The organism is Pseudomonas sp. NPDC089395 (assembly GCF_044749525.1).
In the GTDB taxonomy this organism is placed as follows: Bacteria; Pseudomonadota; Gammaproteobacteria; order Pseudomonadales; family Pseudomonadaceae; genus Aquipseudomonas.
This window is the reverse complement of the sequence record NZ_JBIVID010000007.1, coordinates 191,048-217,739: the sequence shown is the minus strand read 5'-3', so window position 1 is coordinate 217,739 and position 26,692 is coordinate 191,048. Positions and strand designations below refer to the sequence as shown.

Sequence of the window (26,692 nt, the reverse complement as noted above, 5' to 3'; positions counted from 1 at the left end):
CTGTCTGCCGCAGCGGCACCGAGGCTGTCACCCACCAGTTGCCCGCCACTGGCGATCAAGGCACTGAAGCGCTGGTCCAGGGCCTTGAGTTCCTGGTCTACACCGGCGGTGGAGACGCCCATCAGCACCTTGCCGATCTCCGCGCCATTAGGGTTGATCGAAGCCTCGACGAAGTACACCGAAGGGTCGCGGCGGGCAGCCTCCAGCACCTTGTCCAGCGCCCGCTCGCCCTGGCCTTTCTCGATCAGGGCCTGGTTGATCGGGTTCTGCCGGTTCAGGTAACGGGTCAGGTGCTGGCCCTGGGCGTCGTCGTAGATCACGAACAAGACGTTGGGGTTGCGCTGGGCGCGGCGGGCGAAGTCGGAGAGCGTCGGCACGTCGTTGTCCCAGATCGCCCGCGGGGCGACAGAGGCCAGCAGTTCGGCCATGTCGTTGGCGGAATCCTTGAGATTCTTTTCCAGCGTGGCGCGCAACTGCTGTTGCTCGCGTTGCAAACGCTCGGACAGGCCCGCGCTGAGGCGCTGGCGGGTGCTGCTGGAGAGACCTTCAAGGCCCGAACGAACCTCCTGCCCGGCTTGCTCCAGCTCGCTGGCAAGCTTGCGGCTGTCGTTGCCCAGGCGTTCACCCAGGTCGGCTTCAAGGGCGGTGACAGTGCTTCGTGTCAGCGCAACGGCGACCAGCACCTGCACCAAAAGGGCGATACCCAAGGCAACAAACACAGGCCGCAACAGGCGGCTTCGTAACAGTGAGAGGATGGCAGACACGTTGAAACCCTCGTGCTTTCTGGCGCCATTATTTTGATGGCATTCGCAGAAACTTCTTACAGCAAGGGTTGTGCCGAGGGCAGCAGGGATATGCGCCAAGGTCTAGCAGTGAGCGATTAGTACTGGCCCATCGCCGGCAAGCCGGCGATATGCGCAGAAACAAAAACGCCGCAGCCCCTTTCAGGACCACGGCGTCAGATCAGCCTGGAAGGCAGATCAGGCGAACGGATGACGCAGCACGATGGTCTCGTTGCGATCCGGGCCGGTGGAGATGATGTCGATCGGCGCGCCGGTCAGCTCCTCGATGCGCTTGATGTAAGCGCGAGCAGCTTCTGGCAGCTCTTCCAGGGTCTTGGCACCCAGGGTCGATTCGCTCCAGCCTGGCATCTCTTCGTACACCGGCTCCAGGCCGATGTAGCTGTCAGCATCGGACGGTGCGTCGATGACGGCGCCGTTCTCGTTCTTGTAGCCAACGCAGATGTTGATGGTTTCCAGGCCGTCCAGCACGTCCAGCTTGGTCAGGCAGATGCCCGAGATGCTGTTGACGTCGATGGCGCGACGCAGGATAACGGCGTCGAACCAGCCGCAACGACGGGCACGGCCGGTAGTCGAACCGAACTCGTGACCACGCTTGGCCAGAGTGGCACCGGTCTCGTCGAACAGCTCGGTCGGGAACGGGCCGGAACCTACACGGGTGGTGTAGGCCTTGGTGATGCCGAGGATGTAGTCCAGGTACATCGGGCCAACGCCGGAACCGGTGGAGATACCGCCAGCAGTGGTGTTGGAGCTGGTGACGTACGGGTAGGTACCGTGGTCGATGTCCAGCAGCGAGCCCTGGGCGCCTTCGAACATGATGTCCTTGCCGGCGCGACGCAGGTTGTGCAGCTCGGCGGTGACGTCGAGCATCATCGGCTTGAGCTGTTCGGCGTAGGCCATGCACTCGTCCAGGGTCTGCTGGAAGTCGATGGCCGGCTCTTTGTAGTAGTTCACCAGCTGGAAGTTGTGGTAATCCAGCAACTCACCCAGCTTGGCAGCGAAACGCTCACGGTGGAACAGGTCGCCCACGCGCAGGCCGCGGCGAGCGACCTTGTCTTCGTAGGCTGGGCCGATACCGCGGCCGGTGGTGCCAATCTTGGCTTCGCCACGGGCTTTCTCGCGGGCCTGGTCCAGGGCCACGTGGTACGACAGGATCAGCGGCGCAGCAGGGCTGATGCGCAGGCGCTCGCGCACCGGTACGCCCTTCTCTTCCAGCTTGGTGATTTCACGCATCAGGGCATCCGGAGCAACGACCACGCCGTTGCCGATCAGGCACTGAACGCCTTCACGCAGGATGCCGGACGGAATCAGGTGCAGAACGGTTTTTTCACCGTTGATCACCAGGGTGTGACCCGCGTTGTGGCCACCCTGGTAGCGCACTACAGCGGCAGCATGTTCGGTCAGCAGATCAACGATCTTGCCTTTGCCCTCATCACCCCACTGGGTGCCCAGGACGACGACATTCTTACCCATAACACTTGTCCTCATTCACGCAAACTTGGTTGCCGGCCAATTGCCGGCGCAGAAACTCATTGGGTCAGCGGCAGTACTTGCCAGCGCCCGTCTTGCTGAATCAATTGCCGATCACAATCCGCCTCGAGAGCAGCACTCAACGGTTGGCCAGGCAGGGCCTGGACCACACGCTGGCCCTCGTTGCGCAACTGGCAGACCTGCTGCCAGAGGGCCGCGTCGCCACTGTCGGGCATCCAGATGCCGCCAGCAGGCAATACGACCTCCGCTCGCCCCAGTGTGACCAGGGTCTTCAAATCCGTGGAAAAGCCGGTGGCCGGGCGCGCCCGGCCGAAATCGGCACCGATGTCGTCATAGCGGCCGCCCTGGGCGATCGATTGACCTTCGCCCGGGACGAACACCGCGAACACCACACCGGTGTGGTAGTTGTAGCCGCGCAACTCGCCGAGGTCGAAGTACAGCGGCAGCTCGGGGTAACGCGACGCCAGACGGTCGGCGATCGCCAGCAGGTCGTCCAGCGCTGCCAGCACGCTGGCCGGGGCACGCCCCAGGCGCACGCGGGCTTCGGCCAGCACTTCGCGACCACCGCACAGCTCGACCAGGGCGCGCAGCATGTTGCCCAGGTCCTTCGGCAAATCGGCGGTCAGCGCCTGCACTTCATCCACCGACTTGCGCTGCAGGGCGTCGAACAACTGCTGCTCGACTGCGCCCGACAGCCCGGCGGCGCGCGCCAGACCGCGGTAGATGCCGACATGACCGAGGTCCATGTGCACATCCGCGACGTCGGTCAATTGCAGCGTGGCGAGCATCAGGCTGATGACCTCGACATCGCTGGTGGGGCTGGCGTCGCCGTACAGCTCGGCACCCAGCTGGATCGGGCTGCGCGAGGTGGACAGGGCACGCGGCTGGGCGTGCAGCACGCTGCCGGCGTAGCACAGGCGGCTCGGACCTTCGCGGCGCAGGGTGTGAGCGTCGATGCGCGCTACCTGCGGGGTGAAGTCGGCGCGGAAGCCCATCAGGCGGCCGGACTGTGGGTCGACCACCTTGAAGGTGCGCTGGTCCAGGTCCTGGCCGGCGCCGGTGAGCAGCGACTCCAGGTACTCGATATGCGGGGTGACGACCAGTTCGTAGCCCCAACTCTGGAACAGGTCCAACACCTGGCGGCGCGCGATCTCGATGCGCGCAGCCTCAGGTGGCAGTACTTCCTCGATGCCATCTGGCAGCAGCCAGCGGTCTACCGTTGCCATTACGCCATTTCCCCTCTGGTCCGGGCGGCTTGCCAGCAGGCGAGCCGTCAGTAAAGCAGGCATTGGCGCACAGCAGCGGGCAGCACTGATCCCAGCGCCACCACCGTACCCAATACCCTCGAATTGCCTTGCGACCTGACCAAGCCGTCAACTGGCCGTTTGCCAATCAACCTTGCAGACGCAAAAAAGCCGGGAAATTTCCCGGCTGCCGCATCATACACCCCTTTTCATTCAGGATGCACCCTGCCTGGAGTTTTAGCTGCCAGGCGGGGTGTTTCCTCAACAGAGCATCAGGGCTTGCTCTTGTCCAGGAAGCGGAAGAACTCGTTCTTCGGATCCAGGACCAGCACGTCGCTCTTGCTCGAGAAGCTCTCGCGGTATGCCTGCAGGCTACGGTGGAACGCATAGAAATCAGCGTCCTGGCTGTAGGCCTTGGCATAGATGGCGGCCGCCTGGGCGTCGCCGTCACCACGGGTTTCCTCTGCTTCGCGATAGGCTTCGGCCAGCAGTACACGGCGCTGACGATCAGCATCCGCGCGGATACCCTCGGCCAGCTCGTTACCCTTGGCACGATGCTCGCGGGCTTCGCGCTCACGCTCGGTGCTCATGCGGTCGAACACGCTGCGGTTGACTTCCTTCGGCAGGTCGATGGCCTTGACGCGCACGTCGACCACCTCGATACCCAGCTCCTTGCTGGCCATGCGGTTCAGCGAGGCGGTGATGTCAGCCATCAGCGCGTCACGTTCACCGGACACCACTTCGTGCAGGGTACGCTTACCGAATTGGTCGCGCAGGCCGCTTTCCAGACGGCGCGAGAGACGCTCGTCGGCGATCTGCTTCATGCCGGAAGTGGCAGTGTAGAAGCGCTCGGCATCCTTGACGCGCCACTTGGCGTAGGCGTCGACCATCACCGCTTTCTTCTCCAGGGTCAGGAACCGCTGGGTCGGGGCGTCGAGGGTCATCAGGCGGGCGTCGAACTTGCGGACCTGGTTCACATACGGGATCTTCACATGCAGCCCCGGCTGGACATCCGCCTGGACCACCTTACCGAAGCGCAGCAGTACCGCACGCTCGGTCTGGGACACGATGTAGAAGCTGTTCCAGGCCACGATGGCCAGGACCACAGCGGCGATCAGGGCGATCAGCGATCTATTGCTCATCAGCGGCTCTCCCTAGTACGCATCTGCTGCTGTTGCTGTTGAAGGTCCTGCGCTGCACGCGCTGCCGCATCGTTGGCCGACGGGGTAACGCCGGTGACAGGTGCGGAGGTGTTGCGGCTGCCTTCGACCATCTTGTCCAGCGGCAGGTAGAGCAGGTTGTTCTGCCCGTCCTTGGTCGCCACCATGACCTTGCTCGAATTGCTGTAGACCTCTTGCATGGTCTCCAGGTACAGACGCTGACGGGTCACGTCAGGTGCCTTGTGGTACTCGGCGACCAGCTTGGTGAAGCGGTCGGCCTCACCCTTGGCGCGGGCGATGACTTCGTCGCGGTAACCGTTGGCGTCCTCGATGATGCGCTGGGCCTGACCACGGGCTTCCGGCACCACGCCGTTGGCGTAGGACTCGGCCTGGTTGCGGGCACGCTGCTCGTCTTCGCGGGCACGGATCACGTCATCGAAGGCTTCCTGTACTTCACGCGGGGCTGCCGCGCTCTGTACGTTGACCTGGGTAACGGTGATGCCGGTACGGTAGTTGTCGAGGAAACGCTGCAGGCGTTCGCGGATATCCACGGCCATCTGCTCACGGCCTTCGGTCAGTACCTGGTCCATCGAAGTGGAACCCACCACGTGGCGCAGGGCGCTGTCGGTGGCATGCTGCAGGCTCACCTCAGGCTGGTCGACGTTGAGCACGAAGTCCTGCAGGTTGCTGATCTTGTACTGGACGGTCAGTGGTACCTCGACGATGTTCTCGTCTTCGGTGAGCATCTGACCCTGCTTGGTGTAGGCACGCTCGCGCGTGACGTTTTCCATGTACTTGCGATCGATGGGCGGGAAGTAGATGTTCAGGCCGGGACCGACCGTCTCATAGTACTTGCCGAAGCGCAGCACGACGGCCTGCTCCTGTTCGTCGACCACGTACACGGCGCTGTACAGCCAGATTGCAGCCAGCACCGCCAGGCCGATGCCCAGCAGGCCGAAGCCGCCACCCTTGCCGACATTGCGGTCACCGCCGCCACGTTTCTTGCCACTGCCGAACATGCCATTGAGGCTGTCCTGCAGTTTGCGGAAGGCCTCGTCCAGATCAGGCGGACCTTTTTTATCGCCACCGCCGCCACCGCGTCGGCCGCCCCAGGGATCCTGATTGTTCGAGTTGCCACCCGGCTCGTTCCAAGCCATAGCGCTCTCCATCTGATAAAGCAAAGACGCGCCCACGGCGCGCCGTCCAATGCTACAGAATGCCTGCCACTGCCGCCCGGCGACCTCGCCGGGCATTTATTGCAAAGTGTGTTGCTCGACAAACACTTGCGGCTCCATGCCTTCACGGCTGACCAGGCGATTCAATTCGACCATGGGCAACCGAACGCTCAGCAGGTAGCGCCCTTCTTCATCATGCGTTTCACTCTGCACGGCACCCAGGGCAAAGAATTGCGCGCGCAAACGGGCAAAACGCTGCTCCAGACACAGGGTACCGACAAACAGATCATCCCCCAGCAGTTCGGCAATCGCCTGGCCAACCAGCTCCAGGCCACGCCCATCGCGTGCCGATACCCAGACCCGCTCCGGCTTGCCATCGGCATCGCGCTGAATCTGCGGCTCGACATCTTCTAGCAGGTCGAGTTTGTTATAGACCTCGAGGATCGGCAAGCCTTCGGCACCGATCTCGCCAAGTACCGCCAGCACCTGCTCGATCTGCTCCATGCGCTCTGGCTCATGGGCGTCGATCACATGCAGCAACAGGTCGGCGTTGCTCGACTCTTCGAGCGTAGCCCGAAATGCCTCGACCAGCTTGTGCGGCAGGTGACGAATGAAGCCTACGGTGTCGGCCAGCACGATCGGCCCGAGGTCGTTGAGTTCGAGACGGCGCAGGGTCGGGTCAAGGGTGGCGAACAGTTGGTCGGCGGCGTACACCTCGGACTCGGTCAAGGCATTGAACAGCGTTGACTTGCCGGCGTTGGTGTAGCCCACCAGCGATACCGAAGGAATATCCGCGCGGCGACGGCCACGGCGAGCCTGCTCACGCTGACTGCGGACCTTTTCCAGACGCCCCTTGATCTGCCGCAGGCGCACCCGCAACAGGCGGCGGTCGGTTTCCAGCTGGGTTTCACCCGGGCCGCGCAGGCCGATACCACCTTTCTGCCGCTCAAGGTGCGTCCAGCCGCGAACCAGCCGCGTGCTCATGTGCTCGAGCTGGGCCAGTTCGACCTGCAGCTTGCCTTCATGGGTACGCGCCCGCTGGGCGAAGATATCGAGGATCAGCCCGGTACGGTCGAGCACACGACACTCGAAGACACGTTCGAGGTTGCGCTCCTGACTGGGCGTGAGGGTGTGATTGAAAATCACCAGGTCTACCTGTTCGGCGTTGACCAGGTCGCGCAATTCCTCGACCTTGCCGCTGCCAATCAGGTATTTGGCGGTAGGCTGATGCCGGGCCACCGTGACCAGCGAAACGATGTCGGCGCCGGCCGACAATGCCAGTTCCTGAAACTCCTGCGGATCTTCGCGCGCCTCAGGGTTCTGACCTTCCAAGTGAACGAGCAGTGCTCGCTCACCACCACCGTGGCGCTCAAAGAACAATGCAGGCTCCTATCAGGCGTTGCCTGGCTCGCTGTCACCGTGTTCGGAATCGGACGGGCTAGGCAGGCGAACCGGACGGGCAGGAACCACGGTCGAAATAGCGTGCTTGTAGACCATCTGGCTGACAGTGTTCTTCAGCAGTACCACGAACTGGTCGAAGGATTCGATCGAGCCCTGCAGTTTGATGCCGTTGACCAGATAGATCGAAACCGGGACCTTTTCTTTTCTCAAGGTGTTCAAGTAAGGGTCTTGTAGCGAATGCCCTTTTGACATATGCCGCACTCCTGTAAGGATAAATAATAGAAATTCAAAGAAATCGATAAGTTGTGCCGCCCCTTCGCAAGAATAGACGGCAATCAGCAGGGACTCAGCTCAATATGGAGACGGCCCCAAGGTATTTCAAGGTGCGGGACAGATTGTCGCAGGCCAGGCTGTCGAGCCAATGTACGTCGGCCCAACCACGCAACCAGGTGAACTGCCGCTTGGCCAGCTGTCGAGTGGCAATGATACCGCGTTCGCGCATCTCATCCTCAGTCAGCTTGCCGTCAAGGTAGTCCCAGACTTGCCGATATCCCACTGCCCGTATAGACGGCAGCCCGGCGTGCAAGTCACTTCTGGCCCGCAGCGATCGGACCTCGTCTATGAAGCCCTGTTCCAGCATTTGCGAGAATCGTAGCGCAATTCGCTGATGCAAAATGTGACGATCTGTAGGAGCGATCGCCAAACTCGCGACAGTATAGGGCAAATGCGTGCCAGCGCCTGCGTCTGCGGCGCTACTTTCCGCGAATTGACGCTGGCGATGTGCCGTCATGCTCTCGCCGCTCACCCGGTATACCTCCAGCGCGCGGATCAGGCGCTGCGGGTCGTTGGGATGAATGCGCGCCGCCGACACAGGGTCCACTTCAGCCAGCTGCCGATGCAGTTCGGCCAGGCCCAGCGCCTCAGCCTGGGCCTCCAGTTCCGCCCGCACGGCAGCATCGGCCGCGGGCATGTCCGCCAGGCCATCGATCAGCGCCTTGTAGTAGAGCATGGTGCCGCCAACCAGCAGCGGGATCTTGCCACGCGCAGTGATCTCGGCCATCGCTTCCAGCGCATCGGCGCGGAACTGCGCGGCCGAATAGCTTTCGGCCGGGTCACGAATGTCGATCAAACGGTGCGGATGGGCGGCCAGGATCTCTTTGGAAGGCTTGGCCGAACCAATGTCCATGCCGCGATAGACCAGCGCCGAGTCGACACTGATCAGCTCGCAGGGCAAGACTTTGGTCAGTTCGATGGCAAGGTCGGTCTTGCCGGCCGCTGTCGGGCCCATGAGGAATATTGCAGGGGGCTTGCCGCTCATTTCATCGACCGCGCAGGAAAAGTTTGTCCAGGTCGTCCAGGCCCATCTGGGTCCAGGTCGGTCGGCCGTGGTTGCATTGGCCGCTGCGCTCGGTGTTTTCCATGTCGCGCAGCAAGGCGTTCATCTCGGGAATCGCCAGGCGCCGGTTGGCGCGCACGGCACCGTGGCAGGCCATGGTGCCGAGCAGCTCGTTGAGGTGCGCCTGGATTCGGTCGCTGGTGCCGTACTCCATCAGGTCGGCGAGTACGTCCTGAACCAGGCGATTGGCCTCGGCTTGCTTGAGCAAGGCCGGGATCTGGCGGATCGCCAAGGTTTCCGGGCCTAGGCGCTGCAATTCGAAGCCCAGGCGCTGGAACCATTGCCCATGCTCTTCGGCGCAATCGGCTTCGCGCTGACTCAGTGCCAGCGTTTCGGGCACTAACAGCGGCTGGCCACTCAGGCCTTCGCTGGCCATGGCGACCTTGAGTCGCTCGTACATGATCCGCTCGTGGGCGGCGTGCATGTCCACCAGCACCAGGCCTACGGCATTCTCGGCGAGGATATAGATGCCCTTGAGCTGGGCCAGGGCATAGCCCAGCGGCGGAATGTCGCCCTGGCTCTCGGGCAGCGCCGAAGGCGCCGTCGCCCCGTCGGCCAGTGGCTTGTAGAACTCGCGATAGACCGCTTGAGACTCGGCCGCCGGCAGCGGCTGGGACGGACGAGGGGTGTACTGGTATTGGTAGCCTGCGCCACTGCCACCATTGGAAATCGCAAACTGGGGTGCCTGGGGCTGCTCGAGCACCGGCGAGGCCAGGCGCATCTCACCTTGCGGGCCGAACTCACCGACCTGCTGACCTGTCGGGCGGACCATCTCAGCGGCCGCAGCGGGCGCTGCCAACTGGTCTTCCGGGCGAACATCGGCCAAGGCACGGTGCAAGGTGCCATAGAGGAAGTCGTGCACCGAGCGCCCTTCACGGAAACGCACTTCGTGCTTGGTCGGGTGCACGTTGACGTCGACACCATTGGGCTCGAGCTCGAGGAACAGCACGAAGGTCGGGTGGCGGCCATTGAACAGCACATCGCGATAGGCCTGGCGCACGGCATGGGCGACCAGCTTGTCGCGCACCGCGCGGCCATTGACGAAGAAGTACTGCAGGTCAGCCTGGCTGCGCGAGAACGTCGGCAGGCCGACCCAGCCCCACAGGCGCAGGCCGTTGCGTTCGACGTCGATGGGCAGCGCCTGCTCCATGAAACCAGGGCCACAGATGGCGCCGACCCTCCGCGCACGGGCGGTTTCGTCGTGTGCTTCGTGCAGGCTGAGAATGCTCTTGCCGTTATGCCGCAGGTGGAAGCCGACATCGAAGCGCGCCAGGGCCAGACGGCGGATGACCTCCTGCAGGTGATCGAACTCGGTCTTCTCGGCCTTGAGGAACTTGCGCCGGGCCGGGGTATTGAAGAACAGGTCGCGCACTTCCACCGAGGTGCCGACCGGGTGCGCGGCCGGTTGCACCCGTGGCGTCATGTCACGCCCTTCGGTCTCGACCTGCCAGGCTTCGCCGGCGCTGGCGGTACGCGAGGTCAGGGTCAGGCGCGCCACCGAACTGATCGAAGCCAGGGCCTCGCCACGAAAACCGAGGCTCAACACCCCTTCCAGGTCTTCCAGTTCGCGAATCTTGCTGGTGGCGTGGCGAGCCAGGGCCAATGGCAAGTCATCGGCGGAAATACCACTGCCGTCGTCACGCACCCGCAGCAGCTTGACGCCCCCCTGCTCGACTTCGACGTCGATGCGCCGGGCACCGGAGTCGAGGCTGTTTTCAAGAAGTTCCTTGGCCACCGAGGCCGGGCGTTCGACCACCTCACCTGCGGCAATCTGGTTAGCCAGCCGCGGGCTGAGCAGCTGGATGCGCGAACCGCCACTCATTGCTGGGAGGCCAAGGTGGTGGCGGGGATAGTCAGGTGCTGGCCAACCTTCAGCTCATCGGTCTTGAGGCTGTTGCTGCTGCGCAGGCTGGGAACACTGACCTGGTAGCGCACGGCGATCATCGCCAAGGTTTCACCAGGGCGCACGGTATGGTCGCGCGGGCCCTGGGCAATCTTGCCGCTGTCACGCAGCCAGGCCACGTAAGTGCCAGGCGGCGGGTTTTGCTGGAAGTACTGGCGCACACCGGTATGAATCGAGCGGGCCAAGGCCTGCTGGTGACTGGAGGTGGCCAGCTTGGCGGCTTCATTGTTGTTGGAAATGAACCCGGTTTCGACGAGGATCGACGGAATGTCCGGCGACTTCAGCACCATGAAGCCTGCCTGTTCCACCCGTTGCTTGTGCAACGAAGTGACCCGGCCCATGTTGCCGAGCACCTTCTGCCCGACATTGAGGCTGGAGCTGAGCGTCGCGGTCATCGACAGGTCGAGCAGCACGCCCGCCAGCATGCGGTCCTTGTCGTCGAGGCTGACGTTGCCGGCACCGCCGATCAGGTCGGAGCGGTTTTCCGTATCGGCCAACCAACGCGCCGTTTCGGAGGTGGCGCCTCGATCGGACAAGGCGAACACCGATGCCCCGAACGCGGCCCGCGACGGCGCGGCGTCGGCATGGATCGAGATGAACAGATCGGCGCCCTTCTTACGGGCGATCTCGGTGCGCTTGCGCAGCGGGATGAAGTAGTCACCGGTACGGGTCAGCTCGGCGCGGTAGCCCTTCTCGGTGTTGATCTGGCGCTGCAGCTCCTTGGCGATCTGCAGCACGATGTCTTTCTCGTGCTGGCCGCGCGAACCGGAGGCACCCGGGTCCTCGCCGCCGTGGCCGGCGTCGATGGCGACCACGATGTCGCGCTTGCCGGCAGGTACAGGCGGCAGCTTGATCGCGGGCTGCGCCGGGGTAACCGGCACCGCAGGCGTGGTGGCCGGGGTAGGTGCCGGCGTAGGGGGTGCCGAAGGCGCCGTGGCTGCGATGGCGTCGGATTCCTGGTCGTACAGGTCGACCACCAGGCGATTGCCATACTGGGCATTGGGCGCCAGGGTGAAGCTCTTGGGCGTGACCGACTTCTTCAGGTCGACCACCACGCGCAGGTCAGTCGGTGTGCGCTGGGCGGAGCGCACGCTGGTGATTGGCGTGTTCGACGTAGAGACACTCAAAGGCGCAGCCAGGGTCGCGCCATTGATATCGATGACGAGGCGATTGGGCGCGCTCAGGGTGAAGACGCTATGCTGCACCGGACCCGACAGGTCGAATACAAGCCGTGTGTTGTCCGGCGCGCGCCACAGGCGCATGCTCTTGACTTGTGTGACGGCCAGAGCGTCAACGGTCACTGCTGTCAGCAGCAGCCCAACGGCAGCGACCAGTGCGCGTATGCGCATACCTACCCCACTTACTGTTTATTGTGTTCGGCCAGTGCAGCGCACCAGGCCTCGCCGCGAGCCCCCTGCGGCGAAAGGTTGAGCGAGCGTCCGCTCGCTTGGGGGCTTATGGTAATGGTCAGGTCAGGCTTTGGCAAAACGCCCGCACCCTTTTGTGGCCACTCGAACAGGCACAGCGGGTCGCCCTCGAAGTAGTCGCGAATGCCCATGTACTCCAGCTCCTCCGGATCGACCAGGCGATACAGGTCGAAGTGGAAGGCACGCACCGTACCGATCTCATAAGGCTCGACCACGGTAAACGTGGGGCTTTTCACTGCACCAGTATGGCCCAGGCCACGGATCAGGCCACGCGACAGGGTGGTCTTGCCAGCCCCCAGGTCACCTTCGAGAAAGATCACGCCGTGACCGCCGGTCACCTCGGCCAGTTTGGCGCCGAATGCCACCGTGGCCGCTTCATCGGCCAGAAACAGGGTTATGCCAGACACGCAGAATGTTCCTCCAACAACTCACGAATGACCGGCGCCAGATCGCTGGCCGCCAGGCCTCTACCTTTGCTCCCCAGGCGCTCGCCGGCGCAGGCGTGCAGCCATACGCCCAGGCAGGCAGCGCTCCAGGCATCCAGCCCCTGGGCCAAAAAAGCCCCCAGGACGCCGGTCAGCACATCGCCCAGCCCCGCCCCAGCCATCGCCGGATGACCGCGCTCGCACAGCGCCAACTGCCCCGCAGGGTCGGCGACGAGCGTGCCGGCGCCCTTGAGCACACAGATGCTGGCATAGCGCCGCGCCAGCTTTCGCGCAGCGCCGGCGCGGTCAGTCTGTACCGCCTCGGTGGAAATGCCTAGCAATCGCGCCGCCTCCCCAGGATGAGGGGTCAGAATACTGCCGCTGGGCAGGGCCAGCGGAGCATGCGCCAACAGGTTCAGCGCATCAGCGTCCCACACCTGTGGCCGTTCGGCATTGGCCACCGCTGACAACAGGCTACGCCCCCAGGCGGCCTGGCCAAGGCCCGGACCAACCACCAGAACCGAGGCCCGCTCCAGCACACCCATCAGCTGGTTGGCCGAGCTCACGCCAAGGCACATGGTTTCCGGCATACGAGCAAGGCATGCGGCAACGTGTTCGGGACGGGTCGCCACGCTGACCAGGCCGGCACCACAGCGCAGTGCCGCCTCGGCACTCAGCAATACCGCCCCACCGGTACCGAGGTCGCCTCCGACCACCAGCACGTGGCCGAAGTCACCTTTCTGGGCATGCGCAGGCCTTGCTGGCAGGCGCGCGACCGTCCTGCTGCCGAGCAGTTGCGGGGGGTGGCCGGTGTGTTTGGTCTGGGGCATGGGGTCAAAGGCTCCAATGTCTGGCAGAATTATACGCACCTGAGCCCGTATTGCCTTGCCCATCCATGTCCGCTTGCACACCTGACCTCGCCGCACTGGCCCAATCGATCAAGGATTGGGGCCGAGAACTCGGTTTTGCCCACGTCGGCATCGCCGGTGTAGACCTTGGCGAGCACGAACATCACCTGCAGCGCTGGCTCGACGCCGGCTACCAGGGCGAGATGGAATACCTCGGCGCGCACGGCAGCAAGCGCGCCCACCCCGAGCAACTGATCCCCGGTACCGTGCGCGTGGTATCGCTGCGCATGGACTACCTGCCTGGCGACACGCAGATGGCGCAGCGCCTGGCGCAACCGGACAAGGCCTATGTGTCGCGCTATGCCCTGGGGCGGGACTATCACAAGCTGGTGCGCAAACGCGTGCAGCATCTGGCCGACCGTATCCAGCAAGACATCGGGCCGTTTGGCTACCGGGCCTTCGTCGACAGCGCGCCGGTGCTGGAGAAGGCGCTGGCCGAGCAGGCTGGACTGGGCTGGATCGGCAAGAACACCCTGCTACTCAACCGCAAGGCCGGCAGCTACTTCTTCCTCGCCGAACTGTTCGTCGACCTGCCACTGCCAGTGGACGAGGCCCATGCCAGCGAGCATTGCGGGCGCTGCCAGGCGTGCCTGGACATCTGCCCCACTCAAGCCTTCGTCGGCCCCTATGTGCTGGATGCGCGGCGTTGTATTTCCTACCTGACGATCGAGCTCAAGGGCGCCATTCCCGTCGAGCTGCGGGCGAAGATGGGCAACCGTGTGTTCGGCTGCGACGACTGCCAGATCGTCTGCCCTTGGAACCGTTTCGCACAGCCTACCCAGGAAAATGACTTCCAGCCCCGGCACGGCCTGGAGAATGCCGAGCTGGCCGAAATGTTCCTGTGGGATGAGAAGACCTTCCTGCGCAAGACCGAAGGCGGGCCGTTGCGGCGGGCGGGGTATGAACGCTTCTTGCGCAACCTGGCGGTGGGGTTGGGCAATGCGCCCTCGACGATTCCGGTGCTGGAAGCCTTGAAGGCGCGCCGGGAAGACCCTTCGGAGCTGGTGCGTGAGCATGTGGAGTGGGCGCTGGCGCAGCATGGTCGCCGCTAGGGGGCGCTTCGCACCCCAGCCTCACTGCTGGTCGTTATAGTGAAACTTGGGCATTTCCCAATGGAAGCGGATGGCCAGCAAGCGCACCAGGAACCCGCCGAACAGGGTCAGCAACATGGCCTGCTCCCCCGGCACCTTGAAGTACACGCACCCCAGGTAGAACCACGCTGCCGCGAACGACACACTGGCATACAGCTCACGGCGGAACACCAGCGGAATGTCGTTGCAGAAAATATCCCGCAGGATCCCGCCAAACACCCCGGTGATCACCCCACTGATCGACGCCACCAGCATGCCCTGCCCCATTTCCAGCGCAGTCATGCAGCCAATCAGGGTAAAGGCCACCAGCCCCAGGGCATCCAGCACCAGGAACAGCGAGCGCAGGCGGCGCATCATCGGTGCGATGAAGATCGTCAGCAGCGCGGCAAGGCTGGTCAGCACCAGGTATTCCGGGTGCTTCACCCAGGTCAACGGGTAGTGCCCGAGCAAGACGTCGCGCACCGAACCGCCGCCCAGGGCGGTGACGCAGGCGATCAGCACCACGCCAAACCAGTCCATGCCTCGGCGGCCAGCGGACAAGGCGCCAGTCATGGCTTCGGCGGTGATGGCGATAAGGTAGAGCATCAGCAACATGGGGCGGGTCCGTGCGGGAAAGGCGCGCAGTCTAACCAGTTGCCCAAGGCACCAAAAGAGGGCGCCGATACAATATCTGCGCCCATACGGCTCACACCTTGATGAAGTGCTCGCGGTAGTGGCGCAGTTCGGCGATCGACTCGCGGATATCGTCCAGCGCCAGGTGGGTGCCGCCCTTCTTGAAGCTGTCTCGCACATCCGGTGCCCAGCGCGCGGCCAGCTCCTTCAAGGTGGAGACATCGAGGTTACGGTAGTGGAAGTAGTTTTCCAGATCACGCATGTGGCGATAGAGGAAGCGGCGGTCCTGGCAGATGCTGTTGCCGCAGATCGGCGACTTGCCCTTCGGCACCCACTGCTCAAGGAAGGCGATGGTCTGCGCCTCGGCTTCGGCCATGCTGACCTTGCTTTCGCGCACGCGCTGGGTCAGGCCCGAGCCACCGTGGGTACGGGTATTCCACTCGTCCATGCGCGCCAGCACTTCATCGCTGTGGTGGATGGCGATCACCGGCCCTTCGGCCAGGGTGTTCAGTTCGCTGTCGGTGACGATGGTGGCCATCTCGATGATGACATCGCTATCCGGGTCCAGACCGGTCATTTCCAGGTCGATCCAGATCAGGTTCTGTGGGTTCTGCATGCAGGGCTCCTCGTATAGGCGGTCATATTAGCCTAGCGGGCGCGGCCCGCGCATTCATGGCGCAACGCTAAGCGCAATGGTCCGGCGCCTGGCGTGCTAAACTGCGTGCCGTTTTCATTCGTCCCACCACGGAACCTTCATGGCCAAACGCCAGCTCAATCGCCGCCAGAACTGGCGTATCGAAAAAATCCAGAACGAACGCGCCGCACGCGCCGCCAAACGCGAGCAGCATGCGCTGCAGGAGCTGGAAGGTGGCGACCTGGGGCCGGAGCAGCTGGGGCTGGTGATCGCCCACTTCGGTGTGCAGGTCGAGGTCGAGGCGCAGGACGGCGAGGCCGCCGGCCAGGTATTCCGTTGCCACCTGCGAGCCAACCTGCCCGCGCTGGTCACCGGCGACCGGGTCGTATGGCGCGCAGGCAACCAGGGCATTGGCGTGATCGTCGCGCAGATGCCCCGCAGCACCGAGCTGTGCCGGCCGAACAACCACGGCCAACTCAAGCCGGTGGCAGCCAACGTCGACCTGATCGTGATCGTGTTCGCGCCGGCACCCGAACCGCATCCGAACCTGATCGACCGCTACCTGGTGGCGGCCGAGCATGCCGGTATCCGCCCACTGCTGCTGCTGAACAAAGCCGACCTGATCAACGAAGAGAACGGCCCGGGCCTGCACGCCCTGCTCGAAGTCTACCGTGAGCTGGGTTACCCACTGCTGGAAGTCTCGGCGCACCATGGTGACGGCATGCAACGCCTGCAACAGATGCTCGACGGCCACATCAGCGTGTTCGTCGGCCAGTCGGGCGTGGGCAAGTCATCGCTGGTCAACAGCCTGCTGCCGGAAGCCGACACCCGCGTGGGCGATCTTTCCGAGTGGTCCGGCCAGGGCACGCACACCACCACCACCGCGCGCCTGTACCACTTCCCCAAGGGTGGCGACCTGATCGACTCACCTGGCATTCGCGAATTCGGCCTCGGCCATGTCAGCCGTGATGACGTGGAGGACGGCTTCATCGAATTCCGCGACCTGTTCGGCACCTGCCGATTCCGCGACTGCAAGCATGACCGCGAGCCGGGTTGCGCCCTGCTCAAGGCACTGGAAGAAGGTCGGATCAAGCCGCAGCGGATGAACAGCTACCGCTCGATCATTGCCAGCCTGCCGGAAGATAGCTACTGATCTGTAGGATTTTTTACCGCAACGCGTAGGACCGCTCCGGTTTTGCGGTCGTCTATTGCTCCGCTCGCAGCTTTCCCTGATGGTCATGTCTTCTATCAGGGAGGGCAATCGCGATGCCGGTGTTCATCAGTTACCGCCACGAAGAGCGGCTTGACGCCTTCATTCTCAACGAGCGCCTGCTGCTCGAAGGCATCCCCGCACATCTGGTCCTGTTCGACTGCGACGGGCAAACCAGCGAAGACCTGTATGGCAGCTTCTGCCAGCACGTGTGTGATGCAACCCACTGGATTGGCCTGTTGCCTGAGCGTTTCACCGATGACTGGTGGACGGCATGGCTGCTAGGGGCTGCGGTCATGGCCAGCCGAAGGGTGAGTTTTTACCAGCCGGATGGCGACGCCTTGCCGTCTCACCTTGGCAAATGGCCGGTAATGCGCGAGCGATCGCATATCGACCTGTTTGTCAGGGCCTATCACGACGAATGCACATTCGCCCGGGCCTTGACCTTACCGGCGCTGGGCGGCAGTTGGGCCGACAGGGACAATGCGGATTTCTTTCATGCCGATCTCAAGGCCAAGATACGGCGGGGTTTTTGAAAGCTGGGGGCCGCTGTGGGAGCGGGCTTGTCCCGCGAAAGGGACAGCCCGGGCAATGGAGGGGCATGGCCAGGGCTGCGCCCTGGTTCGCGGGACAAGCCCGCTCCCACAAGCCCCGTAAGGCTTATTGGTCCTTGGCCTCGTCCATCTTCAAGGTACCGTCCTCGAAGATGTTCAGCTTCTGCCGCAGCTCCCGTGGCTGCATCGGCGCATCACCTGCGCCAGGTGCCGCCGAAGCGCCAGGCGCAGCGGGCGCTGGCGCCTGGGCCGGCGGTGTCTCTGGCGTGCCCTGCTCACCCTCGATGTTGCGCTGGGCCTTCTTGGTCAAGACGATGATGTCGATACGGCGGTTGACCGGGTTGAACGGATCCTTGCGGTCGAACAGCGAAGACGAGGCATACCCCACCACCCGCGCCACCTGTTCATCCGGGTACCCCCCCGCCACCAGCGCCCGGCGTGCGGCATTGGCGCGGTTGGCCGACAGCTCCCAGTTGCCGAACTCACCGCTGCCCGAATAGGGCTTGGCATCGGTATGGCCGCTGATGCTGATCTTGTTCGGCACCGCCTTGATGGTGTCGGCCATGGCCAGCAGGATGTCCTCGAAGTACGGCTGCAAGCGCGCGCTGCCAATGTCGAACATCGGCCGGTTCTCGGCATCCATGATCTGGATGCGTAGACCGTCCTGGGTAATCTCGAACAGGATCTGGTCCTTGAACTTCTGCAACTGCGGGTTCTCTTCGACCTTGTTCTGCAACTCCTGCAGCAACAGCTCGAGGCGCTCGCGCTCGACCTGCTCGGCCATGGTCTCGACCTGCTCCTTGTTCATCTGGATGCTGGTATCAGGGGTAGGCTCGGCCTTTTGCTCCGGGTTGATGGTCTTTTCCGGCGCCATTTGCGGCGAACCGCCCAGGTCGATGACGTAGGGCGTACCGCTTTCGGAGAAGCCGATCGGGTCTTTGAAATAGCCGGCGATGGCGATCTTCTGCTCGGGCGTGGCGGTGGACAGCAACCACAGCACCAGGAAGAAGGCCATCATCGCCGTGGCGAAGTCGGCGAAAGCGATCTTCCAGGCACCCCCATGGTGCCCGCCGCCATAGCGCTTGACGCGCTTGATGATTATCGGCTGATTGTTTTCCATGACTCAGCGACCGCGAACTGCTTGTTCCAGCTCGGCAAAACTCGGACGATGCCTTGGGTACAGCACCTTGCGCCCGAACTCCACAGCCAGCGAAGGCGGCATGCCCGAGGCCGAAGCGACCAGCGATGCCTTGATCGACTCATAAAGGTTGATCTCTTCCTTGGCATCGTGCTCCAGGCACTTGGCCAACGGCCCGAAGAAGCCATAGGCCGCCAGGATACCGAAGAAGGTACCGACCAGTGCCGCGCCGACGTGCAGGCCGATCGAAGCCTGGTCGCCCTCGCCGAGCGATGCCATGGTCACGACGATACCCAATACCGCCGCGACGATACCGAAACCAGGCATGCCGTCGGCAATGCCGGTGACCGCGTGCGACGGGTGCTCGAGCTCTTCCTTCATGCTCAGCAGCTCCATGTCGAACAGGCCTTCGAGCTCGTGGGGTGCCATGTTGCCGGTGGACATGATGCGCAGGTAGTCGCAGATGAACGCGGTCATGCGCTCATCGCCCAGAACGGCAGGATACTTGGCGAAGATCGGGCTGGCCGCGGCATCCTCGATGTCGCTCTCGATGGCCATCATGCCTTCACGACGGCTCTTGTTGAGGATCTCGTACACAAGACCCAGAACTTCCAGGTAAAAGGTATGGGTGAAGCGGGTGCCGAACATCTTCATCGACTTCTTGATTACATGCATGGTCATGTAACCCGGGTTGGCCTGCATGAAAGCGCCAAAGGCCGCACCGCCGATGATCAGCACTTCGAACGGCTGGATCAGTGCCGCGATCTTGCCGTGGGAAAGCACATATCCGCCGAGCACACTCGCGAATACGACGATGATGCCGATAATTTTAGCCATAGGTTCAAAGCACTTGCTGTCGTGGTCAGGGTGAGGGACGGGAGCTTTAAAACTCTTCTTCTACTTATCGGCAGAACTGCGCCAGACTATAGCCACAAAATGCGAAAAGCCAGTTCGGACTGATGTCAAAATGCCAATGGAATCCAAGGTGCCCACTCAGAATCCGCGTACGCTAGAAGCCTGGATAAAGCTGCTCGACGGTGTTCGTGTACCGGTGCCGAAGCAGAGTTACGACCGGGTCATGAGCGCCATCAACGATAACCGCCGCTCCTTGCGCGACATCGCCGAACTGATGCAGGACAGCCCGGCCCTGGTGCTGTCAGTGATGCGTGAAGCCAACCACCCGGCCAACGCCAGCCAGGCAGAGCCTGCCGAAAGCCTGGAAATTGCGCTCAATCGCCTGGGCCTTGCGCGCAGCAAGGAATTGCTCAATCGCCTACCGGCACTGCCGGACGCCGACATCCCCCCCGTACTGCGCCAGTTCCTGCTGATCAGCCAGCATGCCGCGCAACAGGCCAGCGGCTTGTTCGCCAGCCGTCTGGCACGGCTGTGGCAGGAAATCCATTGGGGCAGCCTGCTGTTCCTTTCGCCGCTGTGGCCCATGGCGCTGACCTACCCCAAGCTGCTGGACACCTGGGAACTGCGGGTTATCCACAAGGGCGAAGAGGCCGCTGAGGTTGAGCAAGAGCTCTTCGGCGTGCGCATCATGGCCCTGTGCCAAGCCGTGGCCGAGCAATGGCGCCTGCCGCAATGGGTGACCCAAGGCTACCGCTTGCTGCTGGAAGAGCGTGAGCAACTGGCCCAGGTACTGAGCATCGCCCGCGACGAAGACCTGCTCAGCCAGCAGCACCGCCTCGACGATGCGCCTGGTCTGCGCCGCTGGTTCAACCAGCCCGCCAATACCGTGCTGCTGGCCAACAACCTGGCGCTGGCAGCCCAGGTTGGCTGGGACAACCCGCATCTGCTGCGCTGGCAGTTGCTGACCGCGCTGTACCTGCAAACGTCGCTGGAAGACGTGCAACAACAGGTCCACCAGCAGGCTGCCGCCAGTGCCCGACGCCACGCCAGGCACGCCCTGTTCCACCCGGCCGAAGCGCTGATCTGGCCTTGGCACCAGCGCCGCCCGCACCCCGACATGCTGGCGCCACCGCCGCCTTCGAGCGAGCAACTCAGTCGCTGGCGTACGCTGTGCCAGGATCTGCTGGCACAGCCCAGCCCGTTCACCAATGTCGTGCACCTGGCCACCCAGGCGCGCCAGGCCCTGCAGGAATGCGGCATGCAGCGCGTGCTGCTGCTCAGCCTGGACAAGGCCAACGACCTGCTGCGTGTGCAGCAAACGGCCGGCCTGCCCAAAGAGGCTGCGGCCATTGCCCTGCCCATTGCACAGAACAAGCTGCTGCAGAAGCTGGTCAGCAAAGCCGGGCAACTACGCCTTACGCCGGAAAACCACAGCCAGTTCTCCGCGCTGCTGCCCTCCGCGCTGCGTGCACTCTTTCGCAGCGAACACGTACTGCTACGTTCGCTGGCGGTCAATGAACAGGTGCTGATGCTGGCGGTGGCCGACCAAGGCGGCAAGCCGCTGGCCGACGTCAGCGTGCAGGCCTTCGGCAAAACTGCTCAATGCATCGAACGCGCCCTGGCGGTGTTTGCCAACCGCAATGGCTGACCCTTGCGCTACAATCGCTCCCTCTTTCCACACTGGAGACCGTGGATGACAGACTTTTCCGGATTGCCCCTGGTAATCGAGGCCGATGACCTGTTGCCGCGCCTGGATTCACCACAGCTGATCCTGGTCGACCTGAGCAGCGCCAACCGCTATGTCAGCGGGCACATCCCTGGCGCGCGTTTCGTCGAGGGCAAGCGCACTCAGCTGGGCCTGCCTCCGGCGCCCGGCCTGCTGCCAGCCATCGGCGACCTGGAGAAACTGTTCAGCGAGCTTGGCCATCGTGATGATGCCGTCTACGTGGTCTACGACGATGAAGGCGGCGGCTGGGCCGGGCGTTTCATCTGGATGCTCGATGTGATTGGGCACCAGGCCTATCACTACCTCAACGGTGGCATCCAGGCCTGGCCGGCAGACAAGCTCGCGACCGAAGTACCGGCGCCGGCCAACACGCCAGTACACTTGCAGCTGCATGGCGAGCCGACCGCCACCCGCGAATACTTGCAAAGCCGCCTCGGCGCCAACGACCTGGCCATCTGGGATGCCCGTGCTCCCCAGGAGTTCAGCGGCGAGAAGGTCCTGGCGGCCAAGGGCGGACATATCCCCGGTGCCATCAACTTTGAATGGACCGCTGGCATGGACCTCAACGACCACCTGCGCATCCGCAAGGACATCGCTGAAGTCCTGAATCAGCTTGGCATCACGCCCGACAAGGAAGTGATCACCCACTGCCAGTCACACCGCCGCTCCGGTTTTACCTACCTGGTGGCCAAATCCCTGGGCTACCCCCGCATCAAGGCCTACGCCGGTTCGTGGGGCGAATGGGGCAACCACCCGGACACGCCTGTAGAAGTTTAAGGAACCTGCATGAAATCCCGTTTGTTCATCATTAGCCAGTACCTGCTGCCGCACCACCTGCTGTCACGGTTGGCCGGCTGCGTCGCCGAGTGCCGCGCTCGCTGGTTCAAGAACGCCTTCACCGCCTGGTTCGCCAAGCGCTACCAGGTGAACATGAGCGAGGCACTGGTCGAAGACCTGAGCGCCTACGAGCACTTCAACGCCTTCTTCACCCGTGCGCTCAAGCCGGGCGCACGCCCGCTGGACGAAACCCCAGGGGCAATCCTCTGCCCGGCCGACGGTGCCGTGAGCCAGCTTGGCCCGATCGAGCATGGCCGCATCTTCCAGGCCAAGGGTCATGGCTTCAGCGCCCTTGAGCTGCTGGGTGGCGACCCGGCTCTGGCCGCGCCTTTCATGGGCGGTGAGTTCGCCACCATCTATTTGTCGCCGAAAGACTACCACCGCGTGCACATGCCGCTGGCCGGTACCCTGCGCGAGATGGTCTACGTGCCGGGCCGGCTGTTCTCGGTAAACCAGACCACAGCGGAGAACGTGCCTGAGTTGTTTGCCCGCAACGAGCGAGTGGTGTGCCTGTTCGACACCGAGCGCGGGCCAATGGCCGTGGTACTGGTCGGTGCGATGATCGTCGCCTCGATCGAGACGGTCTGGGCAGGGCTGGTCACGCCGCCGAAGCGTGAACTGAAGACCTTCCGTTATGACGAAGGCAGCCGTGCACCGATCCACCTGGAAAAAGGTGCGGAGCTGGGTCGCTTCAAATTGGGCTCCACGGCCATCGTGCTGTTCGGGCCGGAGCAGGTGAAGTGGGCAGAAACCCTGGGTGCCGGTTCGGCGGTGCGCATGGGTGAGTTGCTGGCGGTGCCGGCGCAGGCTTGATCGCCTTTAGGATTTTGGGGCTGCTTTGCAGCCCTTTCGCGACACAAGGCCGCTCCTACAAGAAGTCGCGTGATTCCTGTAGGAGCGGCCTTGTGTCGCGAAAGGGCCGCAAAAGCGGCCCCAAGCTTTCAGATCAAACGCGGGCGTCGCGGTCACGCAACCCCAGCAGATACAGCACCCCATCCAAACCCAGCGTCGAAATCGCCTGCTTGGCCGACTGACGCACCAGCGGCTTGGCGCGGAAGGCGACACCCAGGCCAGCCAGCGACAGCATCGGCAGGTCGTTGGCACCATCCCCCACGGCAATCGTCTGCTCCAGCTGCAAGCCCTCCTCGCTGGCCAGCTGCTGCAGCAACTCGGCCTTGCGCTGGGCATCGACGATCGGCTCCACGGCAACGCCGGTCACCTTGCCATCGACCACTTCCAGCTCGTTGGCAAACACATAGTCGATGCCCAGGCGCGCCTGCACCTGCTTGGCAAAGTAGGTGAAGCCACCGGAGAGAATCGCCGTCTTGTAACCCAGGCGCTTGAGCTCGGCGAACAGGTTTTCGGCGCCTTCGGTCAGGCGCAGGGAGGCGCCAATCTGGTCCAGCACGCTGACATCCAGCCCCTTGAGCAACGCCATGCGCTCCTTGAAGCTGGCGCGGAAGTCCAGCTCGCCGCGCATCGCCCGCTCGGTGATGGCCGCGACCTGCTCGCCGACACCCGCGGCCTTGGCCAGCTCGTCGATGACCTCCGCCTCGATCAGCGTCGAGTCCATGTCGAACACCGCCAGGCGGCGGTTGCGGCGGAACAGGTCGTCCTTCTGGAAGGCAATGTCGATGCTCAGCGCTTCGGACAAGGCAAAGAAGTCGGCGCGCAGCGCCTGGGCATCGCTCGGCACGCCGCGCACGGAGATTTCAACGGCTGCCTTGCCGTTTTCGCTCTGGGTATCCAGGGCCACCCGGGCGGACAGGCGCTCGATACGCTCGATGGTCAGGCCGTACTGGCTGATGATCGCGCTAACCCGCTGCAGCTGCTCGGGGGTGATCTTGCGGCTGAGCAAGGTGACGATATGACGTGCTTCGCCGTGGCCGTCGGCCCAGTGCTGGTAATCCGCCTCGGAAATCGGCGTGTAACGGGCCTGCAGGTTCAGCTCGTGGGCCTTGGACTGCACACTCTGCAGCAGGCCTGTGGCCACTTCATTGTCCGGGATGTCGACCAGAATGCCGAACGACAAGGTGCCGTGCATGACCGCCAGGCCGATGTCGAGGATGTTCACACCGCCCTGGAGCAGGACGCCGGTGATAGCGGCGGTGAGACCGGGACGGTCCTCACCGGTGATGTTGATCAGGACGATTTCGCGCACAACCTGGCTCCGACTTCGATGAAAAATGCGCATTCTACCGATTTTCCATGACCATCGGGCGCCAACGATACTTTGCCGACAAAACACGGGTCGCTATACTGCGCAACACTTTTCCGCCACTAAGAGCCGCGCTCTGTGAACCGGCCCACGCCCGTCAAACCAGACAACTTCTTCCTCATGATCTTCCGTGCCCTACGCCAACGTCGCGTTCCCCTGGCACTGCGCATCGCCAGCACCAACATATTCCTGGTGGCGCTGGCGCTGGTGATCTATGCCTGTGTGATGGGCCTGCAGTTCAAGCAGGCCATGCACGAACAGGCGGACGCCCTTGGCCAGAGCCTGACCACCCAGACCGCCACCTCGGCGACCGAGCTGCTGGTGTCCAACGACATCCTCAGTCTCAATGTGTTGCTGGGCAACCTGGTGAAGAACCCATTGGTGGCCCACGCGGCGATCTACAGCGTGGACAACCGCATCCTCGCCGAAGCCGGTCAGCGCCCGCGCAACAGCCTGCTGGGTGAGGCGCAAGGCCTGTACCAGACCAAGATCACCTTCCAGGACGTCACCGCCGGGCAGCTGCGCATCAGCCTGGACATGAGCCAGTTCCAGCAGCCGATGCTGATCAGCCTGCAGAGCATGGGTATCCTGGCCGCGATCCTGCTGGCCCTGGCGCTGAGCCTGAGCCTGCGCCAAGGCCGCCATATCACCCTGCCCCTGCTGCAACTGCGGGTATGGCTGCGCGACCCGCACCCCTACACCCCGGCGACCGATCGTCAGGATGAGATCGGCGATATCGCCCGCCAGTTGCACGCCCGGCTGGCCCCGCCACCCCCGCCGGAGCCGGAGCCAGAAGAAGACGAAGCAGAGGAAGAGGACCAGTTCGACGACGTGCACGAGGCCGCGCCCGCGCCGAAAGCCGCGCCACGCGCCAAGATCACGTCCCAGGTCGAAGAGGACGACGATGAGGCCTTCGCCGGGCTGATGGATGAAGAAAGCGCGCACCCTGTGGCGGCCGTGGTCAAATCCAACGAACCACAGAACACGGCGGTACTGGCCGTTCAACTGGGCTCCCAGGAGCAACTGCGCCGCCTGCCGCGCACACGCCTGACCGAACTGCTGGAGCGCTACCGCGACTGCCTGGAACAGGCGGCTTCGCTGTATGACGGCGAAACCTTCACGTTCAATGACGGCAGCACCCTGGTGCTGTTCCACAGCCGTGACAGTGGCGAGGACTACCTGACCAACGCCATTTGCTGCGGCGAGCTGCTGCGCGCTTTGGGCCACGCCCTGCAAATCGAGGTGGCCGACAGCGGCATTACCCTGCAACTGCAGCTGGGCCTGACCCAGGGCGATGACCTGCAGGGGCTCGAGCAGGCGGACCTGCTGACGACCGAAAAGGCCCAGGACGCCTTGGCGCTGTCCCAGCACAGCCGCAACCTGCTGTTGGTTGAGCGGCCGATCAGCGACGACGCACTGGTTCGCCAGCGCGCTCGGATTCGGCCCATTGCCAGCCCGGAGGGTGCCTGCTGCGTGGAACGGTTGATGGAACCTTACCCGTCGATGCTGGAGCGGCAGTTGGCGCGGATGCACGAGCGCAGGGCGTAAGATCAAGCGCCGCTTCTTGTAGGAGCGGCCTCGTGTCGCGAAAGGGGCGCGCAGCGGCCCCAGGTTATTCGCGGTGCTGCATAGGTTGCTGGGGCCGCGTTGCGGCCCTTTCGCGACACAAGGCCGCGCCTACAAGAGATAGCGGTGTGCCAGAGACAAAAAAAGCCCGCACATGTGCGGGCTTTCTTGTATCTGGCAAAACCATCAGAACCGATAGACTTCCATATCGGTACGAATCGGCGAAGCCATCGGGATCTTCGACTTCTCTGGCTCTTTCTTGACCTGCACCGGGGCCGCAGCCTTCTTCGGCGTGTCCTCGGCGATCGCCGGCTGGTTGGCCAGTGGCTTGACTGCTGTGCTCAACTGTTCGGCCAGCTTCTGCAGCAATTGCCCCTGAGCCTGCACCTGGGACGACTCGGTGCCCTCATGCTGCTGCTCGAGGTGAACGATGCGGTTGTCACGCACATGGCCACGACGGTCCAGCAGACGCCATTGGGCGTCGAGAACAGCCGGCTGGTTCTTGCCCGAGTCCAGGCGCGTAATCGACAGCAGCACCTGCACGTCTGGCGAGAAGCCAGTGCTGGCGGGGGCCAGCACCACGCGCTGGCTGTCCAGACGCCAAGCCAGCTGTCGTACCAGCAGTTGATCGATGTCCGCCGACAGGCTACCGGCCCAGCGACCGTCGGTCGCCGAACTCAGGCTGCCATCGGCCTGGCGCTGCAAGAAGGTTTCGCGCTGCAGGTAATCGGCGATCGACACCGGGCCGAGCACCACGGCCATGCCCGCACTTTGCGAGGGCTGGCCAGGATCACCGCTGTCGAGCTGATACAGGGCAACCGGCTGATGCATGCTGCATCCGCTCAGGCCCAGCAAGCCCGTCAACAACAGCGCAAATGGAAGGCGCAGAAATTTCATTCATCCCATCCAGGCGGTCGCCAC

At 63.5% G+C, this 26,692-nt stretch carries 24 protein-coding genes; 7 read left to right on the top strand and 17 right to left on the bottom strand.

Annotated features, from left to right (window positions below; translation table 11 throughout):
* Window positions 1-980: 980 nt before the first annotated feature.
* The 11 genes from ACIPZG_RS17050 to ACIPZG_RS17000 form a co-directional block, all read right to left on the bottom strand.
* A complete protein-coding gene (locus ACIPZG_RS17050; RefSeq protein ID WP_008095424.1) occupies window positions 981-2,273 on the bottom strand; it encodes an adenylosuccinate synthase in 1,293 nt (430 codons plus the stop codon).
* Between the two features lie 56 nt (window positions 2,274-2,329).
* Window positions 2,330-3,517: an ATP phosphoribosyltransferase regulatory subunit gene (locus tag ACIPZG_RS17045; protein ID WP_008095421.1), complete on the bottom strand. Its 1,188-nt coding sequence runs from the start codon at window positions 3,515-3,517 to the stop codon at window positions 2,330-2,332.
* A 290-nt stretch (window positions 3,518-3,807) separates the two neighbouring features.
* On the bottom strand, window positions 3,808-4,677 hold the full coding sequence (hflC, locus tag ACIPZG_RS17040) for a protease modulator HflC (RefSeq protein ID WP_016395242.1): 870 nt from the start codon (window positions 4,675-4,677) through the stop codon (window positions 3,808-3,810).
* Window positions 4,677-5,852, bottom strand: a complete 1,176-nt coding sequence (gene hflK, locus ACIPZG_RS17035) for an FtsH protease activity modulator HflK (protein ID WP_008095417.1) — start codon at window positions 5,850-5,852, stop codon at window positions 4,677-4,679. Before hflK ends, hflC begins: the two co-directional genes overlap by 1 nt.
* 96 nt (window positions 5,853-5,948) lie before the next feature.
* Window positions 5,949-7,250, bottom strand: coding sequence for a ribosome rescue GTPase HflX (hflX, locus tag ACIPZG_RS17030; protein WP_008095415.1), 1,302 nt, complete (start codon window positions 7,248-7,250; stop codon window positions 5,949-5,951).
* 12 nt (window positions 7,251-7,262) lie between these two features.
* Window positions 7,263-7,523, bottom strand: coding sequence for an RNA chaperone Hfq (gene hfq / locus ACIPZG_RS17025; RefSeq protein ID WP_003258160.1), 261 nt, complete (start codon window positions 7,521-7,523; stop codon window positions 7,263-7,265).
* Window positions 7,524-7,617: 94 nt separating this feature from the next.
* Complete coding sequence (gene miaA, locus ACIPZG_RS17020; protein ID WP_008095409.1) at window positions 7,618-8,589, bottom strand: tRNA (adenosine(37)-N6)-dimethylallyltransferase MiaA; 972 nt, start codon at window positions 8,587-8,589, stop codon at window positions 7,618-7,620.
* Between the two features lies 1 nt (window position 8,590).
* On the bottom strand, window positions 8,591-10,489 hold the full coding sequence (gene mutL, locus ACIPZG_RS17015) for a DNA mismatch repair endonuclease MutL (RefSeq protein WP_400715574.1): 1,899 nt from the start codon (window positions 10,487-10,489) through the stop codon (window positions 8,591-8,593).
* Complete coding sequence (locus ACIPZG_RS17010) at window positions 10,486-11,919, bottom strand: N-acetylmuramoyl-L-alanine amidase (RefSeq protein ID WP_400715572.1); 1,434 nt, start codon at window positions 11,917-11,919, stop codon at window positions 10,486-10,488. Before ACIPZG_RS17010 ends, mutL begins: the two co-directional genes overlap by 4 nt.
* A gap of 11 nt (window positions 11,920-11,930) precedes the next feature.
* Complete coding sequence (tsaE, locus tag ACIPZG_RS17005; RefSeq protein WP_400640327.1) at window positions 11,931-12,404, bottom strand: tRNA (adenosine(37)-N6)-threonylcarbamoyltransferase complex ATPase subunit type 1 TsaE; 474 nt, start codon at window positions 12,402-12,404, stop codon at window positions 11,931-11,933.
* Window positions 12,392-13,252, bottom strand: coding sequence for an NAD(P)H-hydrate dehydratase (locus ACIPZG_RS17000; protein WP_400715571.1), 861 nt, complete (start codon window positions 13,250-13,252; stop codon window positions 12,392-12,394). The genes tsaE and ACIPZG_RS17000 overlap by 13 nt, the downstream gene beginning before the upstream one ends.
* Before the next feature lie 65 nt (window positions 13,253-13,317).
* On the opposite strand from ACIPZG_RS17000, the gene queG reads away from it, so the two are divergent.
* Complete coding sequence (queG, locus tag ACIPZG_RS16995; protein WP_400715569.1) at window positions 13,318-14,382, top strand: tRNA epoxyqueuosine(34) reductase QueG; 1,065 nt, start codon at window positions 13,318-13,320, stop codon at window positions 14,380-14,382.
* A 21-nt stretch (window positions 14,383-14,403) separates the two neighbouring features.
* Here queG and ACIPZG_RS16990 read toward each other — a convergent pair whose 3' ends face one another.
* Complete coding sequence (locus ACIPZG_RS16990) at window positions 14,404-15,015, bottom strand: trimeric intracellular cation channel family protein (protein WP_400640324.1); 612 nt, start codon at window positions 15,013-15,015, stop codon at window positions 14,404-14,406.
* Window positions 15,016-15,106: 91 nt separating this feature from the next.
* Complete coding sequence (gene orn / locus ACIPZG_RS16985; protein WP_008095399.1) at window positions 15,107-15,649, bottom strand: oligoribonuclease; 543 nt, start codon at window positions 15,647-15,649, stop codon at window positions 15,107-15,109.
* 139 nt (window positions 15,650-15,788) lie between these two features.
* Between orn and rsgA the strand changes: the two genes are divergently transcribed.
* Together rsgA and ACIPZG_RS16975 are read left to right on the top strand one after the other, a co-directional pair.
* The gene (rsgA, locus tag ACIPZG_RS16980) at window positions 15,789-16,820 is read left to right on the top strand and encodes a small ribosomal subunit biogenesis GTPase RsgA (RefSeq protein WP_400715567.1); all 1,032 of its coding nucleotides are present in this window, start codon (window positions 15,789-15,791) and stop codon (window positions 16,818-16,820) included.
* A gap of 113 nt (window positions 16,821-16,933) precedes the next feature.
* Window positions 16,934-17,413, top strand: a complete 480-nt coding sequence (locus ACIPZG_RS16975; RefSeq protein WP_400715565.1) for a molecular chaperone Tir — start codon at window positions 16,934-16,936, stop codon at window positions 17,411-17,413.
* Between the two features lie 124 nt (window positions 17,414-17,537).
* On the opposite strand, the gene motB is transcribed toward ACIPZG_RS16975, so the two are convergent.
* A complete protein-coding gene (gene motB, locus ACIPZG_RS16970; protein WP_400715563.1) occupies window positions 17,538-18,551 on the bottom strand; it encodes a flagellar motor protein MotB in 1,014 nt (337 codons plus the stop codon).
* Window positions 18,552-18,554: 3 nt separating this feature from the next.
* Window positions 18,555-19,406 carry a flagellar motor stator protein MotA gene (motA, locus tag ACIPZG_RS16965; protein ID WP_008095392.1) on the bottom strand — a complete coding sequence of 284 codons (852 nt, stop codon included), beginning with the start codon at window positions 19,404-19,406 and terminating at the stop codon, window positions 18,555-18,557.
* 130 nt (window positions 19,407-19,536) lie between these two features.
* Here motA and ACIPZG_RS16960 point away from each other — a divergent pair, with 130 nt between their 5' ends.
* The 3 genes from ACIPZG_RS16960 to asd are packed head-to-tail and all read left to right on the top strand — an operon-like array spanning window position 19,537 to window position 22,800.
* A complete protein-coding gene (locus ACIPZG_RS16960) occupies window positions 19,537-21,072 on the top strand; it encodes an HDOD domain-containing protein (protein WP_400715561.1) in 1,536 nt (511 codons plus the stop codon).
* A 45-nt stretch (window positions 21,073-21,117) separates the two neighbouring features.
* A complete protein-coding gene (locus ACIPZG_RS16955) occupies window positions 21,118-21,927 on the top strand; it encodes a rhodanese-like domain-containing protein (RefSeq protein ID WP_400715559.1) in 810 nt (269 codons plus the stop codon).
* 9 nt (window positions 21,928-21,936) lie between these two features.
* A complete protein-coding gene (asd, locus tag ACIPZG_RS16950) occupies window positions 21,937-22,800 on the top strand; it encodes an archaetidylserine decarboxylase (RefSeq protein WP_008095386.1) in 864 nt (287 codons plus the stop codon).
* Window positions 22,801-22,933: 133 nt separating this feature from the next.
* Here the strand turns inward: asd and serB are convergent, their stop codons facing one another.
* Window positions 22,934-24,148, bottom strand: coding sequence for a phosphoserine phosphatase SerB (serB, locus tag ACIPZG_RS16945; protein WP_008095384.1), 1,215 nt, complete (start codon window positions 24,146-24,148; stop codon window positions 22,934-22,936).
* A gap of 135 nt (window positions 24,149-24,283) precedes the next feature.
* On the opposite strand from serB, the gene ACIPZG_RS16940 reads away from it, so the two are divergent.
* Window positions 24,284-25,753, top strand: coding sequence for a histidine kinase (locus ACIPZG_RS16940; protein WP_400715557.1), 1,470 nt, complete (start codon window positions 24,284-24,286; stop codon window positions 25,751-25,753).
* A gap of 204 nt (window positions 25,754-25,957) precedes the next feature.
* On the opposite strand, the gene ACIPZG_RS16935 is transcribed toward ACIPZG_RS16940, so the two are convergent.
* Window positions 25,958-26,668, bottom strand: a complete 711-nt coding sequence (locus ACIPZG_RS16935) for a membrane integrity-associated transporter subunit PqiC (protein ID WP_400715555.1) — start codon at window positions 26,666-26,668, stop codon at window positions 25,958-25,960.
* Window positions 26,669-26,692 lie beyond the last annotated feature (24 nt).

Coding starts and splice junctions, on each gene's coding strand:
- ACIPZG_RS17050 (WP_008095424.1), bottom strand. CDS start 2,273: ATGGGTAAGAATGTCGTCGTCCTGGGCACCCAGTGGGGTGATGAGGGC.
- ACIPZG_RS17045 (WP_008095421.1), bottom strand. CDS start 3,517: ATGGCAACGGTAGACCGCTGGCTGCTGCCAGATGGCATCGAGGAAGTA.
- hflC (WP_016395242.1), bottom strand. CDS start 4,677: ATGAGCAATAGATCGCTGATCGCCCTGATCGCCGCTGTGGTCCTGGCC.
- hflK (WP_008095417.1), bottom strand. CDS start 5,852: ATGGCTTGGAACGAGCCGGGTGGCAACTCGAACAATCAGGATCCCTGG.
- hfq (WP_003258160.1), bottom strand. CDS start 7,523: ATGTCAAAAGGGCATTCGCTACAAGACCCTTACTTGAACACCTTGAGA.
- miaA (WP_008095409.1), bottom strand. CDS start 8,589: ATGAGCGGCAAGCCCCCTGCAATATTCCTCATGGGCCCGACAGCGGCC.
- mutL (WP_400715574.1), bottom strand. CDS start 10,489: ATGAGTGGCGGTTCGCGCATCCAGCTGCTCAGCCCGCGGCTGGCTAAC.
- ACIPZG_RS17010 (WP_400715572.1), bottom strand. CDS start 11,919: ATGCGCATACGCGCACTGGTCGCTGCCGTTGGGCTGCTGCTGACAGCA.
- ACIPZG_RS17000 (WP_400715571.1), bottom strand. CDS start 13,252: ATGCCCCAGACCAAACACACCGGCCACCCCCCGCAACTGCTCGGCAGC.
- queG (WP_400715569.1), top strand. CDS start 13,318: ATGTCCGCTTGCACACCTGACCTCGCCGCACTGGCCCAATCGATCAAG.
- ACIPZG_RS16990 (WP_400640324.1), bottom strand. CDS start 15,015: ATGTTGCTGATGCTCTACCTTATCGCCATCACCGCCGAAGCCATGACT.
- orn (WP_008095399.1), bottom strand. CDS start 15,649: ATGCAGAACCCACAGAACCTGATCTGGATCGACCTGGAAATGACCGGT.
- rsgA (WP_400715567.1), top strand. CDS start 15,789: ATGGCCAAACGCCAGCTCAATCGCCGCCAGAACTGGCGTATCGAAAAA.
- ACIPZG_RS16975 (WP_400715565.1), top strand. CDS start 16,934: ATGCCGGTGTTCATCAGTTACCGCCACGAAGAGCGGCTTGACGCCTTC.
- motB (WP_400715563.1), bottom strand. CDS start 18,551: ATGGAAAACAATCAGCCGATAATCATCAAGCGCGTCAAGCGCTATGGC.
- motA (WP_008095392.1), bottom strand. CDS start 19,406: ATGGCTAAAATTATCGGCATCATCGTCGTATTCGCGAGTGTGCTCGGC.
- ACIPZG_RS16960 (WP_400715561.1), top strand. CDS start 19,537: ATGCCAATGGAATCCAAGGTGCCCACTCAGAATCCGCGTACGCTAGAA.
- ACIPZG_RS16955 (WP_400715559.1), top strand. CDS start 21,118: ATGACAGACTTTTCCGGATTGCCCCTGGTAATCGAGGCCGATGACCTG.
- asd (WP_008095386.1), top strand. CDS start 21,937: ATGAAATCCCGTTTGTTCATCATTAGCCAGTACCTGCTGCCGCACCAC.
- ACIPZG_RS16935 (WP_400715555.1), bottom strand. CDS start 26,668: ATGAAATTTCTGCGCCTTCCATTTGCGCTGTTGTTGACGGGCTTGCTG.